We start from the raw sequence: 20749 nt of genomic DNA on the forward strand, positions 1-20749 counted from the left end.
CGTTATTTATTTATATTTTCACAAAATGCAAAAGGTAATAACGCTTTATTAAAAGTTTAATGGCTTTTACCTGTCTCATTGCGAGTATATGAGTTAAAATACTTACATAACCAACTAACAAGATAGTGAATGTCAAACCAAGATCCAAATCTCAGTCGAGAACAAGAAAAGTACGAAAACCCAGTCCCTAGTCGTGAGTTTATACTTACTCACCTGCAAGAGCGTTCCAAACCTGCTAACTACGCACAACTATGTGAAGAACTCGCAGTCAACGATGAAGAACGACAAATAGCATTTAAGCGCCGACTTCGCGCCATGGAGCGTGATGGGCAGCTGTATTTTAATAAATTTAAATGTTATGCCCTGATTGACGAAGCCGGTTTAACCAAAGGCAAAGTAGTCGGTCACAGAGACGGTTTTGGCTTTTTAGAAGTTGAAGGCGAGAGCAAAGATTGGTTTATTGCCAAGCATCAAATGAATATGGTGCTTCACGGTGACATCGTTCTTGCCAAAGGCACTAAACGCGGCTCAGGCTCAAAATGCGACGCACGCATCATCAAAGTACTTACTAATGAGCGAGCGCCTATTGTTGGCCGCTATTTTGTTGAGCATGGTATTGCCGTTGTTGTGGCTGAAGATCCGCGCATTACCCAAGACATTATTATTCTACCGGGTAACGAAAAAGGCGCGCGCCATAACCAAATGGTGCAAGTGCAAATAACCCAAAATCCAAGCCGTAATATGAATGCGGTAGGTAAAGTTATCGACGTACTGGGCGAGCATTTAGCGCCGGGTATGGAAATTGAAGTTGCGCTGCGTAATCACGATATTCCACACATATGGCCTGAAGAGGTTGAACAACAAGTTGCCCACTTAGGTGAATTTGTTGAAGAAGCCGATAAACAAGGTCGAGTTGATTTACGCGGCTTACCGCTTGTGACCATAGATGGCGAAGACGCTCGTGATTTTGATGATGCCGTATACTGTGAGCCTAAAAAGTCGGGTGGCTGGCGCTTATGGGTAGCCATTGCCGATGTATCACATTATGTAGGTATGAACACGCCGCTTAACAAAGAAGCGATAGAGCGCGGTAACTCAGTGTATTTCCCTGAGCAAGTTATTCCAATGCTACCAAAAGTATTATCTAACGGTTTGTGCTCGCTTAACCCTGAGGTTGATCGCTTGTGTATGGTTGCAGAAATGACCGTATCGCAAGAGGGTAAGCTCTCAGGTTATAAGTTTTACGAAGCGGTGATGAACTCACATGCACGTTTAACTTACACCAAAGTAAATGCCATTTTACAAAACGATGAAAAGCTACGTAAAGAATACGCAGCTGTAGTGCCACATTTAACTGACTTACAGCAAATGTACATGGCATTAAAAGCAGCGCGCCAAGAGCGTGGTGCGATTGAGTTTGAAACACTCGAAACTCGCTTTGTATTTAATGCACAGCGTAAAATAGAATCAATTGTGCCAGTTATTCGTAACGATGCGCATAAGCTCATTGAAGAATGTATGATTTTAGCCAATGTTTCGGCGGCTAAATTACTGGAAAAACACGAAGCCAGTGCACTGTATCGAGTACACGATGAACCCGATAGCGAAAAGCTGGGTAACTTTACTCAGTTTTTAACTGAGCTGGGGATTGAAAGCACGCTAAGTGATGAACCAACCCCAAAAGAAATTACCCATGTGTTGGCTCGTTTAGGTGACCGCCCAGAGGCTGAACTTATTCAAACCATGTTGCTGCGCTCAATGAAGCAAGCGGTTTATCAGCCAGATAACATAGGTCACTTTGGTTTAGCATTATCGGCTTACGCACATTTTACCTCGCCAATTCGCCGTTACCCAGATTTAGTGGTGCATCGTGCAATTAAAGCAGTATTAAAAGCACAAGGGCAGCAAACCTCTGGTGAATACGCTTATAGCGATGATGAAGTCGATCAACTTGGTGAGCAGTGTTCAACTACTGAGCGCCGCGCAGATGATGCCACCCGTGAAGTAGCCGATTGGTTAAAATGTGAATACATGCAAGATCATGTAGGCATGGAGTTTAACGGGGTTATTTCATCGGTTACTAACTTTGGTTTATTTATTCGTTTAGATGACTTACAAATTGATGGATTAATTCATGTTACCAATTTAGGTGATGAATATTTCCAGCATGATGCAGCTAAACATTGCTTGGTGGGTGAACACACACATACGGTTTATCGTTTAGGCGACAAAGTCACTGTACAAGTTGCCTCGGTAAGCTTAGATGATCGTCGTATAAACTTAACGCTTAAAGGCGATGTTGCCCAAGATCGTTATGCGCGTCGTCGTGCACCTAAAAAAAATGCTCCAGCGAGCGTTCGCTCGCAACTTAAAGCCGGTAAAATCCCGGGTAAAAAGTCAGCAAGTGATGACAAAAAGCCAAAGGCGGGTAAAAAGCCTGCCGCAAAAGGCAAATCAGCGAGCAAATCAAAAGTAAAAGCGGATGACACCACCGCTAAGAAAAAAACCAAAAAGAAAGCGGTCAAAAAGCCTAAAAGACCAGGTAAAAATGCCCGTAAACGTAGTAGCCCAGGAGCAAACAATTCGTGAGTAATGAATTAATTTTTGGCTTTCACTCTGTTGAAGCAATTTTGGCAAAAGAGCCAGAGCGTTTTATAGAAATATACGCCCTTAAAGGACGTGATGATAAGCGCTTATCGCCGGTGATTGAGCAAGCGCGTCAGTTTGGTATTTCAGTACAGTTTATGCAACGAAAAGCGCTTGATAACAAAGCGAAAGATGAACAACATCAAGGCATTATCGCCAACGTGAAAGCGGCACGTGTGTTTAACGAGAAAGATCTTGATGAGATCATTGAACGCGAAGACACCCCGTTTTTACTGGTACTTGATGGCATTACCGATCCGCATAATTTAGGTGCCTGCTTACGTAGCGCCGATGCTGCCGGTGTTCATGCGGTGATAGTTCCTAAAGACAAGTCAGCAAAGCTTAATGGCACTGCACGTAAAGTGGCCTGTGGCGCAGCTGAAACAGTACCGCTTATTCAGGTTACTAACCTTGCACGTACATTACGTGAAATAAAAGACGCAGGTGTATGGGTTGTAGGCACAGCCGGTGAAACCGACACACATGTATTTGATGCCAGCTTAACAGGCCCAATGGCGATTGTGATGGGAGCTGAAGGCGAGGGTATGCGCCGTTTAACGCGTGAGCACTGTGATGTACTCGTTAAAATTCCAATGGCGGGCACGGTTTCAAGTTTAAATGTATCGGTTGCAACCGGTATTTGTTTATTTGAAGTATTACGCCAGCGCGCAGAAACAAATTAAGCCTATTAATTACATAGGCATTAAAAAGCCGAGATTGATTCAATCAACCTCGGCTTTTTTGTACTTTTAAGTTAGCACTTTATTAAAAACTGTAAGAGTAGCCCATTTGTACTGAACGTGGCTTACCAGGTTGAATACCGCCATTTGCACGGTTAGCAATGTAGGTTTTATCAAACAAGTTATCTACGCTTAGGTATACTTTTTGGTTTTCGTCGATTAAGTACTTAGCAGCTAAATCCCATACAACACGGCTATCAATCGCATTTAAGCCTGAGTTAGTTAAATCAGCATGTGCATCAGACACGTAACGTATTTGGCTATTTACCACAAAGTTATTCACTTCTGCGCCAAACGATAAAGCAACCTGGTTCTCAGGTACGTAAGGCATTGCATCGCCTTTTTCTACTGAGCCCCAAATTTCTGAATCAAACGTGTTTTTAAATTCTGAATCTGTGTAGGTGTAAGTTAATTTTACTGGGAACGCAACCGATGCAGTATTAAACGTACGACCTGCGCTAAATTCAAAGCCCGATACTTCTACTTCACCGTAGTTGTATTGGTCACCAATGTTATCGTCATTACAACCTACTGATGCAGTACAGTTACCATGCATATTGTCGTAATCAGAGTAAAACGCAATTACTTCACCATTAAAACCGCCCGCATTAAAACGAGAGCCAAACTCGATGTTGACGCTTTCTTCTTCGTCTTGGTCGGCATTACCCGGTGCTGCAGGGGCGTAACCTTTTTGAATACCAGCAAGTAACGTAACATTGTCGTTAAGTGTGTAAGTAGCACCTAAAGACGGTACTAAAATTTCAGTATCGTTAGAGATATCTTTTGTTAAGCCTAGGCTACGGGTTGGATCTGACTTAGCCCACTCTTCACGGGTAATAGTTATGTCTTCATAACGAAGACCAGCACTCACTACTAATGCATCCATTGTCCATTCGTCTTGAATAAATAGCGTGCTTGCTTTTGCACTGTCTAAACGGTTGCTGTTAGAGCCTGGAGCGCCTTGTGAGGTAAGAGTCATGCTTAAATCTTGATTAAGCGTGTATTTGTCTTCCCACTGGAAACGATCCATTTCGTCTTCGTGGTAACGTACGCCAACCGTAATGTAGTGAGCGCCCGCTGGGATGTGTAATTCAGACTGCACACCTTTGGCTTGGTAGTCACGGTTATTGGCTTTAACACCGATGTTTTCAATACCGGCAGCTGTTGGGTTTGCTTCAAACTCGCTGTATTGCTCAAGTGTGCTTGAACCAACACTGCTTGCTTTATACCAGTTACGGTGGAAGTCGTTTAGATAAGCGGTTGCTAAAACTTCATAACCTTCACCAAAACGGTATGCATAGTTTACTTGGTATGCATTGTGGCGAGTGTTCATTTCATCATTTTGCGATGCCGCATAACGACGGTACGGGTTTTGTTGGTAATCGGCATCGGTTAAACCCATGTAGGTTTCGTCTGATGTTTCTTCAGAGTACTTTACTTTGAACTCAATGTTATGCGCATCGTTTTCACCAAAGGTATGGCCAAACTTTACCAATACGTCGTTTTTTTCAAAACCAGTGTTGTCATCACCTACTGGCAATTCTTTAAAGCCATCAGCGCCGTAAGAAAACACTTCAATTAAGCCTGCAGTGTTGTTTTTTTCTTTTGCGAAGTAAGCGTGACCTTTGTAGTAACCATCGCTACCAAGGGCTGCATCTAGCATGCCTGTTGAGCTATTTGGCTCAGTTGGCAGGCTGCGAGAAAGTAAGTTTAGTACACCACCGGTTGTACGCGGGCCGTATTTAACAGAGGCAGCGCCTTTTAGCACTTCAATTGACTCCATACGACCCATAGTAGGGAAGTAGTAAGCCGATGGCGCAGAGTAAGGAGCCGGAGCAACAAGTACGCCGTCTTCCATCACAGAAATTTTGTCGTTACGGCCAGTACCTGTCCCGCGCATACCAATATTAGGGCGCAGGCCGTAGCCATCTTCTTCTTGAACGTATACACCTGGTACAGATGCTAATACGCGAGAAATATCGGTAAATTCGAATTTTTGCAATTCTGCATCTGAAATAAACGTAGCAGATCCTGGAATATCGTTAATAGCGGCTTGTGAGCCAATAACGGTAATTTGTTCAAAGTTACGCTCAACTTTGTCGGCATCTTTTGCCATTGCTGTTGTGCTCAAAGACAGCGCAACAGCTGCAGTTAACGAAGAAACTAAAAATTTATGTGACATTGATTACCCTAAAAATAGTTCAACTACTGAAATTGGCGTAATTTAAACATGTTAACGAATGAGAATCAATATTATTAAGTTTTACTATCATTTACATTTGTCGTAAAAATAGGCTGTTTTTATAACATTTTTAACTAGGTGTTTATTTTTGTTTTATAAAAACAGGGATAATGTATTGGCTGGTGGCGGTTAATTTGACCTGAACGCTGCTTGAGATAGATTTATTATCCAGAGTTCAGGTTATTTAAGCAGTGGGGTAACCTAAGCGCAGCTTAATAAACTCAGCGAGTTTAAACACGGCGTTTTCAGGTTCGCGGGCAGTTTTAACTAAACTAATGCCAATGCTACCGAGCGCAGGTAAATTTTTAGTGTGTAATTGATAGGTTAAATCGTTCGGCACCGTACTTCTTGCCAATACAGTAATACCTAAACCTTCTTTTAATGCCGCAATTAAACCGGTTAAATCGGCGTTGCTGTAAACAATACGGTATTTAATACCTGCTTTTTCAAGCGCTTGGGTTGCTCTTCGGCGATAAATACAGCCTTCAGGTGCTGTTACTAAGGTAACGGTTTCATTTTGCGCCATTGAAAGATCGCCAACCCACACTAATTGGTCTTGAATAAAAATAGGGAACTTTTCTGAGTCAAGCTGCTCATTTAGCGCCAGTACTAAATCAAATTGATCTTGGCGCTCATCCGAAAGTAAATGTTTACTCAAACGTGACTTCACTTCTAACGATACATCAGGGTAGAGCGCCACAAAGTCGCCAATAATAGAGGGTAAAATACGTGCTGCAAATTCGCTTGGGATCCCTAAGCGCACTTTACCAGTGACACTTTCTGAGGTGAATAACTGTAAAATGGCATCGTTATGTTGCACCATTTGTTTTGCCATAGGCAGTAACAGTTCACCATATTGATTAAGTACTTGGCGTTGTCCCTGCTTTTTAAATAATTTATAGCCTAATAAGTCTTCTAAACGTTTTACTTGTAAGCTTACCGCCGGTTGCGAAAGGCCAAGTAAATCGCCTGCTTTGGCAAATCCACCTACCTCAACCACCATAACAAATGTGCGTAAACTGTCGGTTGAAATGTTTTTCATATTTAAAATTACTATTTATATGGCTATATATATAAGTATTATTTATCAATTGATAAGTAATTACAATTTGTTGTTGTAAGCCTTGCGCAATATACTTTTGCTATTAAAGATAGATAGGTATTTGTTATGACTTTTAACCCGATAATGTTTGCCCGCCATAGCAACGCTAACAGCGCGGTTATTAATGCCTTACAAGCTAATAACAGCCATGTTGTTATTGATTTTAGCGGCAGTGAAGCATCGGTATTTTTAAGTGCTATTTTAGGTCATGACCTCACCAAACTAACCGCCAGTGGCTTTGGTTTTAAAGGCACATTGGATGGCGATTTAAATTCTGATTTTAGCTACGCCGTTTACTACTTTAGCGAAACCGCCTTTCGATTTGTACTCCCAGTAAATGCCAGCCTGCAATTACAAGCACTCATTAACGAGCAACAGCTTAGGTACGATATCGACTTTGTGGTACGCACCGATTTAGCAACCTTTACCTTAACCGGTAGCAACGCCTTTGATACCTTAGTTGATGCGTTTAAATTAACACCTGGCTTACGCCTTGCTGATGCGCAGCTTTGTTATGGCGCGCAAAGTGGCGAAGTGTTTGTTACCGCGGTAGATAAAAACAACGAGCAGCAGTTTATAGTGGTTGCTAAAACGCCTACGCTTGATAAGTGGCAACAGTATATGCAGCAACAAGGCTTTAGTGTTACTAACACCTAAGCTGTTTAATTCGTTAAACATATTTTTGTTAAAGATTACAATTTGGTAGGCGTATTAATGGCTACCATGTTATTCCCCCTCATTCAATTGAGGCCACGCCCACACACATGGGTTAATTTAAAAGTGAAGGAATATTATGACTTCTAAAACAGTATTACATGCAAAGCACCTTGAAGCCGGCGCAAAAATGGTTGATTTTCATGGCTGGGAAATGCCAATTAACTACGGTTCACAAATAGAAGAACACAACGCCGTACGTAACGATGCGGGCATGTTCGACGTATCGCACATGACCATTGTTGATATACAAGGTGAGCAAGCACAAGCATTTTTACGCAAGCTTGTGGCTAACGACGTTGCTAAATTAACCGTACCTGGCAAAGCGCTTTACACCGGCATGCTTAACGAGCAAGGTGGTGTAATTGACGACTTAATTATTTACTACTTTAGCGAAACATTTTATCGCTTAGTGGTTAACTCAGCGACCCGTGAAAAAGACCTAGCACATTTAGCTAAGGTATCGAGCGATTTTGCCGTAACGGTTACTGAGCGCCCAGAATTCGCCATGATTGCAGTACAAGGCCCTAATGCACGCGCTAAAACTGCCCAGGTTTTAAACGCAGACCAGCAAGCTGCAGTTGAAGGTATGAAGCCATTTTTTGGTGTTCAAGCCGGTGATTTATTTATTGCTACAACAGGTTATACTGGCGAAGACGGTTACGAAATTGTAGTACCAAACGAGCAAGCAGCCGATTTATGGCAGCAACTGCTTGATGCCGGTGTAGCGCCTGCGGGCTTAGGCGCGCGCGACACACTACGTTTAGAAGCAGGTATGAACCTTTACGGCCTAGATATGGACGAAAGCGTATCACCACTGGCAGCTAACATGGCATGGACTATTGCATGGGAACCAGAAGATCGTGACTTTATTGGTCGTGATGTTTTGGTAAAACAACGTGCAGAAAAAAGTACTCACAAGCAAGTAGGTCTTATTCTTGAAGAAAAAGGCGTACTACGCAGTGGTTCTAAAGTAATTGTTGATGGTGGCGAAGGTGTTATTACATCTGGTACATTCTCACCAACATTGGGCTATAGTGTTGCATTAGCACGTGTGCCACGTTCAACCGGCGACACAGCTCAAGTAGAAATGCGTAAAAAATTAGTTAACGTAAAAGTAGTTAAATCGGGCTTTGTACGTAACGGTAAATCAATAATCTAAATAATTTGGTTATACCAGTAAATAGGTCACCCTCATTTATTGGTATTCTCCCAATCTAAACCAAAGGATGAAACAAAATGAGCAATATCCCTAGCGAGTTAAAATACGCACCTTCACACGAGTGGGTTCGTAATGAAGGCGACGGCACTTACACTGTTGGTATTTCTGAGCACGCCCAAGAGCTGCTTGGCGACATGGTATTTGTTGAATTACCAGAAGTAGGCGACGTAGTCGATGCAGGCGAAGACTGTGCAGTAGCAGAGTCAGTAAAAGCGGCGTCAGACATTTACGCACCAATTAGCGGTGAAGTTGTTGCTATTAACGAAGAGCTAGAAGATTCTCCAGAAACAGTAAACAACGACGCTTACGGCGACGGTTGGTTATTCCGCATTAAAGCATCTGACGAATCTGAAGTTGATAACTTGCTCGACGCAGAAGGCTACGCACACACTATTGACGAAGAGTAATCGTTAGTTAGTTAAAAGCCCCTCTATTTAAAACATTGGGGCTTTTATGATTTTACAGCTTATTACCATACTCAGTAAGTTGCCAAATCATCACATATTTTAATCAATACTAGTTACCCATTAGTATTTAGGATCATAGGAATCTGGACACATGTCAAACGCCAAATCTCTTGAACAATTAGAGCAAAAGCAAGATTTTATTCGCCGCCATATTGGGCCAAGCCCAGCGCAAGTAAACGACATGCTTAGCGCTCTTGAAGTATCGAGCGTTGAAGAGCTGATCGGTCAAACTGTACCTGCTGGTATTCGTCTTGAGCAAGGTCTTAATATCGGCGAAAGCCGCACCGAAGTTGAAACACTAAGCTATTTAAAATCAGTAGCAAGCAAAAATAAAGTTTTCAAATCGTATATTGGCCAAGGCTACCACCCAACTCACGTACCGCACGTAATTTTACGTAACGTACTTGAAAACCCGGGTTGGTACACAGCGTACACACCGTATCAGCCAGAGATTGCACAAGGGCGTTTAGAGTCACTATTAAATTTCCAGACTATGACCTTAGACATTACCGGCCTAGATTTAGCAAGTGCTTCACTTCTTGACGAATCAACTGCTGCAGCCGAGGCAATGGGCCTTGCAAAACGTGTATCTAAAGCTAAAAAAGCCAATGCGTTCTTTATTGCCGACGACGTACACACGCAAACCATTGACGTAGTGAGCACCCGTGCAGAGCAATTTGGTTTTGAAATTATTGTAGGTAAAGCAGCCGATGCTGTGAACCACGATATTTTTGGTGCGTTATTCCAATACCCGTCAACATCAGGCGAAATTGTTGACATAACAGACCTAATAGCTGGCGTACAAAGCAAAAAAGCGATTGCCTGTGTAGCAGCCGACATCATGAGCTTATTACTATTAAAAGCACCAGGTAAATTAGGCGCCGACGTAGTACTGGGTTCAGCACAGCGTTTTGGCGTACCTATGGGTTACGGCGGTCCTCATGCAGCATTTTTTGCAACACGTGATGCGTACAAACGTTCATTACCAGGGCGTATTATTGGTGTATCAAAAGACCGTTTAGGTAACGATGCACTGCGTATGGCAATGCAAACCCGTGAGCAACACATTCGTCGCGACAAAGCCAACTCAAATATTTGTACTGCGCAAGTATTACTTGCCAACATGGCGGCGTTTTACGCGGTATACCATGGCCCGCAGGGCTTAAAAACTATCGCGCAGCGTATACACCGTTTTGCTGATATTTTAGCAACTGGCTTAAAAGCAAAAGGCGTGACACTTAAGCACACTACTTGGTTTGATACATTAACTGTTGTTGATGAAAACAAAGCCGACGTGATTGCGCGTGCTGTGGCTAAAGGCGTTAACTTTGCTGCTAACCATGCGGGCGAGTACTCAATTTCAGTATCAGAAACCACAACACGTGCAGACATTGCCGAGTTATTTGATATTATTTTAGGCGAAGGCCACGGCCTAAGCGTAGATGCAATTGCCGCGGATGTTGAAGCAAATGGCAGTGACTCTATTCCTGCAAGCCTAGTGCGTGATGATGAAATTCTAACGCATCCAAACTTTAACAGTTACCACAGCGAAACAGACATGCTTCGTTATATTAAGCGTCTTGAAAACAAAGATTTAGCGCTTAATCACTCTATGATCTCGTTAGGTTCATGTACCATGAAACTAAACGCGACCGCTGAAATGATCCCAATTACCTGGCCTGAATTTGCTAACCTTCATCCATTCTGCCCGCTAGATCAAGCAGAAGGTTACCAAATAATGATTAACGAGCTACACGATTGGCTAGTTAACATTACCGGTTACGACGCAGTTTCATTGCAACCAAATTCAGGTGCACAAGGTGAATACGCAGGCTTAATCGCCATTCGTAAATACCACGAGTCACGAGGGGATGCGCACCGTAATGTATGTTTAATTCCAAGCTCTGCGCACGGTACTAATCCAGCGTCGGCACAAATGGCGAGCATGAAAATTGTGGTTGTTAACTGTGATAAACACGGCAACATCGACATGGAAGACTTAAAAACCAAAGCTGCTGAGGTGTCTGAAAACCTATCATGTGCCATGGTAACGTACCCATCTACACACGGTGTATACGAAGAAACGATTCGTGAGTTATGTGAAATTGTTCACCAGCACGGTGGCCAAGTTTACATGGATGGCGCAAACATGAACGCGCAAGTAGGTGTTACTAGCCCAGGCTTTATTGGCTCAGACGTATCGCACTTAAACTTACATAAAACCTTCTGTATTCCACACGGCGGCGGTGGCCCAGGTGTTGGTCCAATTGGTGTTAAATCGCACCTTGCGCCATTTATGCCAAACCACAGTGTAATTAACGTACCAGGTACTAATGCTGGTAACGGCGCAGTATCGGCAGCGCCTTATGGCTCTGCCGCTATTTTACCTATTTCATGGGCTTACATTGCCATGATGGGCTCTGAGGGCTTAAAACAAGCGACAGAAATGGCGATTGTAAATGCTAACTACCTAAGCAATGAGCTTAGCAAGCACTTCCCAATTTTATACCGTGGCCGCAACAATCGCGTTGCCCACGAATGTATTATTGACCTACGCCCATTAAAAGAAGCCTCAGGCATTACAGAAATGGACGTTGCTAAGCGCTTACAAGATTACGGTTTTCACTCACCAACGATGTCGTTCCCAGTAGCGGGCACATTAATGATTGAGCCAACAGAATCTGAGTCTAAGGGCGAGATTGACCGCTTTATCGAAGCGATGGTATCGATTAAAGGTGAAATTGATAAAATCATTTCAGGTGAATGGTCTATCGAAAACAACCCACTGGTATTTGCACCGCACACACAAGCTGATGTGTTAGGTAATGAATGGGACCGCGCGTATGATCGTTTTTACGCTGCATTCCCAGTACCAGCAGTTGCTAAAGATAAGTTCTGGCCAACCGTTACACGTATCGATGACGTATACGGCGACCGTAATTTAGTATGTGCATGTCCTCCGATTGAGACATACCGCGACTAATTTTTTGATTGTCGACGCTTAATTAAGTTTGTGAACGTTTTAATTAAGTTTGTGAACGTTTTAATAAAGTTTGTGACTTAGAATTAAGTTTGTGACACAACAAGAATAGAAAAGGTGAGCTTCGTGCTCACCTTTTTTTGTTTAGGAGGGTATTAAATATGAGCATAACGTTGTGCTCATATCACAATAGGAGCAATGCAACATCGAAAAGTTAGAGTAGGTGTTCGTGTTTTTAGTGCTAAGGATATATCATCACTAGAGAGAACGCTAACGTATTAAAAATTATATGAATAAAGGGATGTTATGATCGATAACGATGTTAGAACTGAAGCTGCTATTTTTACAGATTTGAGTGAGTTGTGTGCTTCTTCTGGGTTTGTTCACGCCATTGCTTATCTTTGCTATAGAGATAATACCTTTTCATACAATTTAGATAAAGGTGTTGAGAGTGAAGATGTTTTACAGCAGTTTTCAATGGAACGACTTGTTCGAACAGAAATATCAGCTCTTATTGGATTAGCATTTAAGCATGGAATAGACTTCAAAATTCCCACGCAGCAAGATTTACAAAAATACGCAGAAGAGGCTGAAAAGCTTTTGCACGAGTATCATGTCTCTATGATGCCATCTCATGAAAACCTGTTTGAAAATGGTCAATTTCAACCGGAAAAAATGGGAGAAATGATTAGTAGTGGAGAAATGTTACGCGAAGCTATTTTTTATGGCGGCGAGTCAGCATTCCACTTTCAATACAGAGATCTTTGTTTGAAGAAATATGAGAAGGATAGCGATTTCTTTCAAAAGAAGTGGGGCTACACGCTCCAGCAGGCTTATGACGTTATTTATTGCTTAGAGGAAATTCAAAATCAACATTTAAACCGTAATATGGAAGAAATGGTAGCAAAAGATCCGTCAGAATGGACTTTTTTACCTGCCTTCACATTTACCTATAAAGAAGTAGCTAACGCCTGCAAACATGACCTCAACACCGTTAAGAATGTATTGAATAGCTTTACGGCATCGGGTTCAAATGAGACCTATATCTCTATCGACAGTTTCAATATAACTAACGCTTATCCGATTATTAAGTTAAATGAAGAGGAGTTCTTATTACTTCAATATTACTCCTTAGTTGAGGCATTTTATGAGACACCATTTTTTTGGTTTTTAGAAGACTCGAAGTATAAGTCTACAGCATTAAAAAATAGAGGAGACTTCACTGAAGACTTTGCTTATGAGCGACTAACTCAGGTTTTTGGTGAGAAGAATGTTTTTAAGAACATCAATATTTATGGTTCTGATGGCAACATTGCCGGAGAAGTTGATGTTTTGGTTATATATGCAGACAGAGCTATTGTGTTGCAAGCAAAGTCTAAGAAGCTCACTTTACAAGCAAGACAAGGTAATAAAAGTAACCTAGAAAATGATTTTGAAAAGGCTGTACAAGCGGCTTATGACCAAGGTTATTCCTGTGCTGAATTCATGCTGGAGCCAGATAAATATACTCTAAAGCATGAAGATGGAACACTGGTAGAAAGGAGGGGGAAATTAAAAGAGGTTTATATTACTTGTTTGGTATCAGACCATTATCCTGCGTTATTTACTCAATCAAACCAGTTTCTCAAAACACAAGTCTCCGAAGAAATTCTACCACCATATGTAATGGATGTGTTTTTCTTAGATACACTAACTGAAATGCTCAATAGACCCCTTCACTTTCTGAGCTATATAAATCGTAGGGCAACATATAACAAACAAGTACATGCCTCTTTTGAGCTAACCGTATTGTCTTACCACCTTAGAAGGAACCTCTGGATTGAAGATGACTTATCTTATATGCAGCTAGGAGATGATATTTGTGCTGACTTAGATTTAGCTATGATGGTGCGTAGAAGAGGCATTCCCGGCAATGATACTCCTGAGGGCATTTTAACTGAGTACGAAGGCACACCTATAGATCGCGTTATTAAACAGATCGAACAGAAAGAAAACACCAATATAATAGACTTCGCATTTTTACTTCTTTCACTTAGTGGCGACACCATCCATGATATCAATAAAGCTATTGATAGAATTACATTACTATCCAGAAAGGACGGTAAAACACATGATTTGACATTGTTTTTTGATAAGCCGGATTGTGGGTTTACCATTCATTCAAATGCTCACCCTAAAGAGCTAGCACTAAAATCATTGGGTGATCATTGTGAGAGAAGAAAATATACCTCTAAAGCTAGTAAATGGCATGGCTTATGTCTCCACCCTGATGACGGCTCTTTTAGATTTGGTGTTACTTTAGATTTTGAGTGGAAATACTCTGCCAAGATGGGAGAAATTGTAAGGTATTTGCCCAAACCGCAAAAGCACATAGATTTTAACGCAAAAAACAAAAGAAGAAAAAAGATAGGTAGAAACGAACTCTGCCCATGTAATAGCGGCAAAAAATTTAAAAAATGCTGTATGTAAATTTACTTGAGTTCAACTTTGAATCTCTGTTTAAGTCTTAAAGCATACTGGAAATTTTCATTGAGCTGACATCTAAAATATTCAATCACTTTAAGTAGTAGGTTAAGTATTCGTTTGGGTAGTTTGTAATTACAAACTACCTAAGTATCAATGAAAAATATCGTTTGGTACCGAATTCAATTTAGAGATTTGTAGCGGGCTGTAACCCATTCGCAGCAACTCAAAATCACGAAAATCAATTTTTGCATCTGTTCCCGCCCCCTGAAGCACATAGACGCTGCCACTATGTGTTTCAACAATGCCTCTGTTCAGATCACATTTTTCAATACGGGATGTAGTGACATAATCATTGGGTGCAAACCTGTAGGTTTGGTCATCTAGTACGAAGCCATATAAAACCTTACCTACAAACGTATCTTCATCATGTTGATCATAGCGGTCATACACGGAAACAATAATCCAATCGTAAACGGTTGTTGTTGCCATATTAAGCTCGTTCTAGTGTTGGTTTTCGTAAATCCTAGCTCAGTACTTTTTAAAAATATAGGCAAAAGCATGGAGGTAATATGGATTATTTTCACTCAGAGAATTTGAGGTCTTTGCTCTGTTACTTAATTTCAAACACGAATCGAAAAAAAATCACAAAAAAGTTTATGCGTGACTTTCTTGCTTAGTTTGTTCTAAATCGTCTGTAATAAATAATTTATCTAAAAATATATAGATAGTTAAATTATTTAAAAACATGATGTTATTAATTATTTAATTAATAAACAGTAAATTAAATATATATTTTAATTCTTATTAAAAGCTTTAAAAACAATGGGTTAAGTTTGTTTTTTATCTTGATTTTTGCATTTGCGTGTTCTATTCGTTTTAAGTGATTAAAAACTTAAGGTGAAATTATGAATACACTCAAACTAAGCGAACATTCCTTTTCTAGCTTTAAGCAGTTATGTCGAAGTGTTATCACTCATTCTCAACTTAAAGTAAAAATGTTACCTCAATGCTTAGATACTGACATGATCTCGAAAGACACTCTGTTAGGTAAAATGCGATGTGTTATTACATTAAACCAAATCGATAGCATTTTGGTGCCATACAACTCCGTTTCAACTGTATTAACAAGTCCGCTATATGGGATTTTGAAAGATTTAAACTTGACCATTCTCTATGAAGAAAAAACTGAGGATGGAAACACCTTCATCACTACTTTAGACCGCCTTATTCCAGTGGGTGTTAATGAAATTACTATTGCTGGACGCATCTATCAGGTAAGACATGGTTTCAATAATCGCTGGGAGAAATAAATGAAACAGCGAATTATTACCGAAGAGATAGTCAAAAGTATCGACAAGTGGAACGCTGAGTTGGGTAGGCTTGGGCACCATCATCCTTGAAAAAATCAAAGGGGTCAAGTCTTGACTTCAGACATCTAAGGTCTAGATTTATAGTTTACAGCTTATTGAGTGAATCGCTATGTCTAGGCCGCTGCGAATAGAGTACGAGAACGCATTTTATCATGTGATGAATCGCGGAAGAGGGCGTGAAAATACCTTTTTGAGTGATGACGACTTTAAATATTTTTTATATTGCATTGAGCAAGCAAGCCTTCGATTTAATATTGAAGTGCATTCATATTGTTTAATGACCAATCATTACCACCTGCTAATAAAAACTCCCGATGCTAATTTAGGCCGAGCCATGAAGCATATTAATGGCCTTTATACTCAATACTTTAATAGAACACATAATACAGATGGTGCGCTGTTTAGAGGACGCTACAAAGCTGTGTTGGTGGATGCTGATAACTACTTATTGCATGTTAGTCGGTACATTCACCGTAACCCAATTGAAACGAGTACACCGTTGGTAGAAGACCTTGCTAAGTATAAATGGTCTAGCTATTCAGCTTTCATTAAAAGGGTAGCGACGCCTAAATGGCTCGTTCGAGATTTTATATTTTCACTGCAAGGCAAAAAGCGTAAATATGCTGCTTATAAACAGTTTGTTGAATTTGAAAATAATAAAGAAATAAGCGCTTTTTATAGTGCTAAAAAGTTGTTGTCGGTTTTGGGTTGTGAGGACTTTATTGAAAACATAAAAGACTATATTGCCAAGTCAGATAGCGAAAGAAAGCTTGTTACTAAAAAGCACTCAGCAGATGATGTAATTGCTTACTTAGCTCAACACTTTAATGTTGAAGTTGATGAGATTATAACGGTTAAAAAGGGGCGAAAAGAGAAAAACTTACCACGCTGGTTTGCTATTAAATTATGCCAAGATTTAACGGGATTAAATTTGCAGGCTTTAGCAGCTGTTTTTAATGTTGAACACTATTCGGCAATATCGAAAGCTGTCGGTAGGTTGAATACATTAATGGTTGAAGATAAAAAGGTTAAATTACAATACGGAAAACTTCGAGATTGTTTGATGTCTGAAGTCAAGATTTGACCCCATTTGGTTTTGATAGGGTTGAGGCAAGCGAAGCTGGAGGTTATTCTGGAGGGGGGGCAGGCGAGTTAATATATGAGGTTGTTGAAAAGTAATGGAGCCTATTAAGTTGTGGTTTTTAACTCTGTTTCTTACATCTGCGGGTCTTTTCTTTTTTATAATATTACCAATTTTAATAGCTATAAAAGATAAAAAAACACGGTTGATAGAGGATGTTCTAGATGATGGAAATCGTTTTTACTCATTAAATATCATAACTGCTGGTAGCGGAGCATTGCACTACGGTTCTATATTTCTATTCGATTGGTATGCTAGACGTTATAAGGTAATAGAGGAGAGAGAGAAAGTACCCAAAAATTTGCAGATGTGGTTTAAGCTTTATTATATTTTGTTTATAACATTTAGCCTTATGTTTTTATTAGCATGCTTAATGGCCTACTTTGTTTAGATTGACTACTTTTCTTCTTTGTTGATTAAATAATGGATTTGATATTTTTTGGTGTTGGCTTAAGTGTTATTTTTATCATTCTTTTACCTTTAGCTTTTTATTTAAAAGCAAAAAAGCTCAGAACGGTTGAAGATATTTTAGAGCATGGAAATCGCTACTATTCCCTAAATATTTTTATGGCGCTTCATGGTTTACTTCATTATGGCAGTGTATTTTTATTTGATTGGTATGCAAAACGGTATAATTTATTAAGTGATAGAGACAAGGTACCAGCTCACGTCTCGAGATTATTTAAAGTGTATTTTGTAATTTTTATGCTTTGCGCACTATTAATGTTTTCATCTGTATTCTTTGAATAAAGACTTAGATTTTAAAGAGCAAAGGACTAAATAAAAGGAAAAAGGTCAATGGATGAGCTTGTTAGGTCTCTTTTGGTCTATATAAATAAACTCCGTATTTTGACAAAGTAGTTTTGAGTGAGATTTAGTAACTCTATTTCAAAGGTGTACATTAATTGGGGAAATATATAATATTGTTAATATCTAATATTAAACGGATTTAATTATGGAAGAAGTTACATTTTTTTCAGAAAATAAAGTTAAAGAAAAATTACAAGTACATTTTGATGGCCTGCAAAACCAACAAGTATTATATGGAAAGAAGGTAGAAAAAATATTTAAAAGAAAAAATTGCACGTATATATTCTTTACCTCCGATGATTCTCCATACGAGGAGACATTATATATTACTTTGATTGATTCAAAAGGTGAGGTTATTGAAAGTGTTGAACTCTCGAAGCCGTATTCTCCAGGGATTTTGAAAGATTTAATAATTAAAAATGATCAAACGATTGAATTCAAATTTTGGGGGGATTCGATAAATAATTTAATTATTGCCGACAAAAAAAAAGTGCATATTTCTCATGCAATACCTTCAAATGGCCTTCGTTACTCAAATAAATTATCACCAAGCTATCTAACAATAAAAGATTAAGGTTTACAAACATGGACTCGTTTATTTCTGACAAAGATGTAGAAACTAGTATTAGGCAAATGGAAGTAGCAGCAATTAACTTTGGTAGTCGTTTCATAAATGATTCAAAAGTAAGGGCGCTATATATGGAACAGACAAAAAAAATGTCTTTGGAATTAGTTAATGCTTATAAGACTGGAGTCATAACACCTAAACAAGCTGCTGTAGCTGCGAATGAAATGCGAAATGAAATCATGGCTGTCTCTCGCAGTAAAACTAGTGATATTGGTAAAGCTAAGGTTGTTAAGTTAAAGGCCAGTGGTTTGAATTTAGAGGTATTACTAGATAAATATGCAAAAAGCCAGTTCGGTAAAGGTTTTGGCGAGCTAAATGAATCAGAAGCTTCATCTATTTATAAAAAGATAGTTCAAAGTGCAGGGAAGGCAAACCCTAACGTTAGCGCCAAAGCAAACAACTTAGGCAAAGCAGGGCGAAGCTTATGGGTACTTTCTATATGTATCGCAGTTTATAATATTAGTAGTTCAGATAATAAACTCAAAGCGGCAGGACGTGAAGCAACTAACATTGGAGGTGGCTTTGCTGGAGGCGCCGCTGGGGGCGCGACTGCTGGCATCTGGTTTGGGCCTATAGGTGTAGCAGTAGGTGTTGTTGTTGGTGGAGTTTTGGGTTCTATTATATCTGATCAAGTATATATTGAACTTGCAGGCCCAGATGGGGAGTTTGCCAGAAGCTTTATACCTCGCTTTACTAATGTTTTTTCTACTAATGAGAATAAAATGGCGAGTGCTTTAATTACTGAGTGTACATATGAATTAGATAAGGTAATGGCTGTTTTTATACAGTTGAATGATAAGTATTTTACAGATGTTGATGACATAGCAATTGCTTATATAGAGTTGATTAGAACAGGTAGGTATCCTCTTATTAAGCAAGCTCTATCACTAAATAAAGCTCTGAAAAATTATCTTATTCAGATACTGGGTAGCGGCTGGACATCGTCTTCTGAGAAAGAATGCATAAGGTACCTTCGCCATGTTTAGTTACAGGGTCTAATTTAGTCAAACAGTGCTTTTTCCATTTGACCTAAATACCTCCTTATAATATTGAGGAGGTTAAAATATCCAAACATATTCTGAATATTCAGTAGAAAACCAAAAGCCGAAGGGCGGCCATTGAAAACCTCTGGTCAAGCAGGGATGTTTGTCTTTGCCTTGAATACAATACGACATATCCAGCCTTAATATACCCATCTTAAAGACACATAAAAGTATTAATTGCTGTAAACACCCTGTTTGTACCTAGAGTGCTTACCTCTTTTATAACTAATTGTTTAACAGTACCTAATTTAGGATTAGTATTAGGTACTACTTAAAACAATAATAAAATAAGTGCTAGAAATAGCCTTTTATAAAAGAGGTATTCATGGAAGATCTATTTATAAGTTTATTTGCAAATGTCGGCGTTATATTACTTTTAGTTTTGATATTAAAAGCAATTAAAAAAGTTGATTTAAATCTAATGTGGTCTTTGATTTCGTTAGGTATTTTAGTTTGCTACTTTTTTGCTTTGTTTAAAGGTGGAAAGGTTATTCTCTTGGATATGCTTTTTCCTGATATGTCGTGGAATTGGTCTGGAAAAGTAGCGGCAATAATCCTTTGGTTAGTCGTACTATTAGCTTTAGTTAAATTTAAAGCTAACTTTCGTATTGCAGATGCTGGTTTTACTTTTAAGCAAAATGAAAATTCTATAAAACCCGCTTTTACAGTTATGTGCTTGTTTATCATTTTACAGATAGTTGTATCACTTTTTTGGAGTGGTGAACCTAATTACGATTTAGAAACCTTACTTTATCAAGCAACAATGCCAGGCTTTGATGAAGAGCCTATGTTTAGAGGGATTCTTTTATTTTGTATATCTTTGGCAATTATATCTGAACGCTACAGTTTAGGTGGTGCGTCAATTAACATTGCAGGGTTGCTCTTAGTGGTGTTATTTGGACTAGTTCATGGCGTTATGTTTAATGGTGGAGAGTGGCACTTTTCTTTCCCCGCTATTTTATTAACAGGTGGCTACGGTTTTATTTTGCTTTGGCTAAGAGAGCGCACAGGGAGTTTGGTGTTCCCTATTTTAGCCCATAATAGTGTTAACTTTGTTGGGCAGCTAATTTAATTAAAAGTTTAATTTAAAAGAGTTCTCAAAGAAGGCTCGTTTTGCAAGTGACATTAGAAAGTTCCATTCAAGCAGGCAGCTGTGTTTTCTTGATGTTTTTATTCAA

At 39.5% G+C, this 20749-nt stretch carries 16 protein-coding genes; 13 read left to right on the plus strand and 3 right to left on the minus strand.

The genetic code is table 11. The features are described 5' to 3' along the window. Positions 1-129 precede the first annotated feature (129 nt). Positions 130-2589: a ribonuclease R gene (gene rnr / locus KK487_RS02720; RefSeq protein WP_215521968.1), complete on the plus strand. Its 2460-nt coding sequence runs from the start codon at positions 130-132 to the stop codon at positions 2587-2589. Next, positions 2586-3329, plus strand: a complete 744-nt coding sequence (rlmB, locus tag KK487_RS02725; RefSeq protein ID WP_008112440.1) for a 23S rRNA (guanosine(2251)-2'-O)-methyltransferase RlmB — start codon at positions 2586-2588, stop codon at positions 3327-3329. The genes rnr and rlmB overlap by 4 nt, the downstream gene beginning before the upstream one ends. Positions 3330-3411: 82 nt before the next feature. Here rlmB and KK487_RS02730 read toward each other — a convergent pair whose 3' ends face one another. Beyond that, the gene (locus KK487_RS02730; protein ID WP_215521969.1) at positions 3412-5568 is read right to left on the minus strand and encodes a TonB-dependent receptor family protein; all 2157 of its coding nucleotides are present in this window, start codon (positions 5566-5568) and stop codon (positions 3412-3414) included. Between the two features lie 244 nt (positions 5569-5812). After that, entirely contained in the window at positions 5813-6670 is an 858-nt protein-coding gene (locus tag KK487_RS02735; protein ID WP_024601225.1) for a LysR family transcriptional regulator, read from the minus strand. A 126-nt stretch (positions 6671-6796) separates the two neighbouring features. On the opposite strand from KK487_RS02735, the gene KK487_RS02740 reads away from it, so the two are divergent. From KK487_RS02740 to KK487_RS02760, 5 genes are all read left to right on the plus strand, one after another. Further along, positions 6797-7387, plus strand: a complete 591-nt coding sequence (locus KK487_RS02740; RefSeq protein ID WP_215521970.1) for a hypothetical protein — start codon at positions 6797-6799, stop codon at positions 7385-7387. A 136-nt stretch (positions 7388-7523) separates the two neighbouring features. Further along, complete coding sequence (gene gcvT / locus KK487_RS02745; protein ID WP_013464090.1) at positions 7524-8606, plus strand: glycine cleavage system aminomethyltransferase GcvT; 1083 nt, start codon at positions 7524-7526, stop codon at positions 8604-8606. A gap of 77 nt (positions 8607-8683) precedes the next feature. Next, positions 8684-9073: a glycine cleavage system protein GcvH gene (gcvH, locus tag KK487_RS02750; RefSeq protein WP_013464091.1), complete on the plus strand. Its 390-nt coding sequence runs from the start codon at positions 8684-8686 to the stop codon at positions 9071-9073. Positions 9074-9224: 151 nt separating this feature from the next. After that, positions 9225-12116, plus strand: coding sequence for an aminomethyl-transferring glycine dehydrogenase (gcvP, locus tag KK487_RS02755; protein WP_215521971.1), 2892 nt, complete (start codon positions 9225-9227; stop codon positions 12114-12116). A gap of 303 nt (positions 12117-12419) precedes the next feature. Beyond that, positions 12420-14582 carry a YecA family protein gene (locus tag KK487_RS02760; protein ID WP_215521972.1) on the plus strand — a complete coding sequence of 721 codons (2163 nt, stop codon included), beginning with the start codon at positions 12420-12422 and terminating at the stop codon, positions 14580-14582. A gap of 147 nt (positions 14583-14729) precedes the next feature. Here the strand turns inward: KK487_RS02760 and KK487_RS02765 are convergent, their stop codons facing one another. Further along, a complete protein-coding gene (locus KK487_RS02765) occupies positions 14730-15068 on the minus strand; it encodes a DUF6957 family protein (RefSeq protein ID WP_252190551.1) in 339 nt (112 codons plus the stop codon). Positions 15069-15484: 416 nt separating this feature from the next. Between KK487_RS02765 and KK487_RS02770 the strand changes: the two genes are divergently transcribed. The 6 genes from KK487_RS02770 (at position 15485) to KK487_RS02795 (ending at position 20643) form a co-directional block, all read left to right on the plus strand. Next, on the plus strand, positions 15485-15889 hold the full coding sequence (locus KK487_RS02770; protein ID WP_215521973.1) for a hypothetical protein: 405 nt from the start codon (positions 15485-15487) through the stop codon (positions 15887-15889). A 169-nt stretch (positions 15890-16058) separates the two neighbouring features. Further along, entirely contained in the window at positions 16059-17033 is a 975-nt protein-coding gene (locus KK487_RS02775; RefSeq protein ID WP_013464095.1) for a transposase, read from the plus strand. Positions 17034-17513: 480 nt separating this feature from the next. Next, positions 17514-17840, plus strand: a complete 327-nt coding sequence (locus tag KK487_RS02780) for a hypothetical protein (protein ID WP_096038161.1) — start codon at positions 17514-17516, stop codon at positions 17838-17840. 205 nt (positions 17841-18045) lie between these two features. Then, positions 18046-18474 (plus strand): hypothetical protein, encoded by a 429-nt coding sequence (locus KK487_RS02785; RefSeq protein ID WP_013464098.1) that lies wholly within the window; start codon positions 18046-18048, stop codon positions 18472-18474. Between the two features lie 11 nt (positions 18475-18485). Then, on the plus strand, positions 18486-19514 hold the full coding sequence (locus KK487_RS02790; RefSeq protein ID WP_013464099.1) for a hypothetical protein: 1029 nt from the start codon (positions 18486-18488) through the stop codon (positions 19512-19514). A 382-nt stretch (positions 19515-19896) separates the two neighbouring features. After that, a complete protein-coding gene (locus KK487_RS02795; protein ID WP_096038162.1) occupies positions 19897-20643 on the plus strand; it encodes a CPBP family glutamic-type intramembrane protease in 747 nt (248 codons plus the stop codon). Positions 20644-20749 lie beyond the last annotated feature (106 nt).

It is taken from the genome of Pseudoalteromonas sp. SiA1 (assembly GCF_018732205.1).
GTDB classification, from domain to species: Bacteria; Pseudomonadota; Gammaproteobacteria; order Enterobacterales; family Alteromonadaceae; genus Pseudoalteromonas; species Pseudoalteromonas tetraodonis.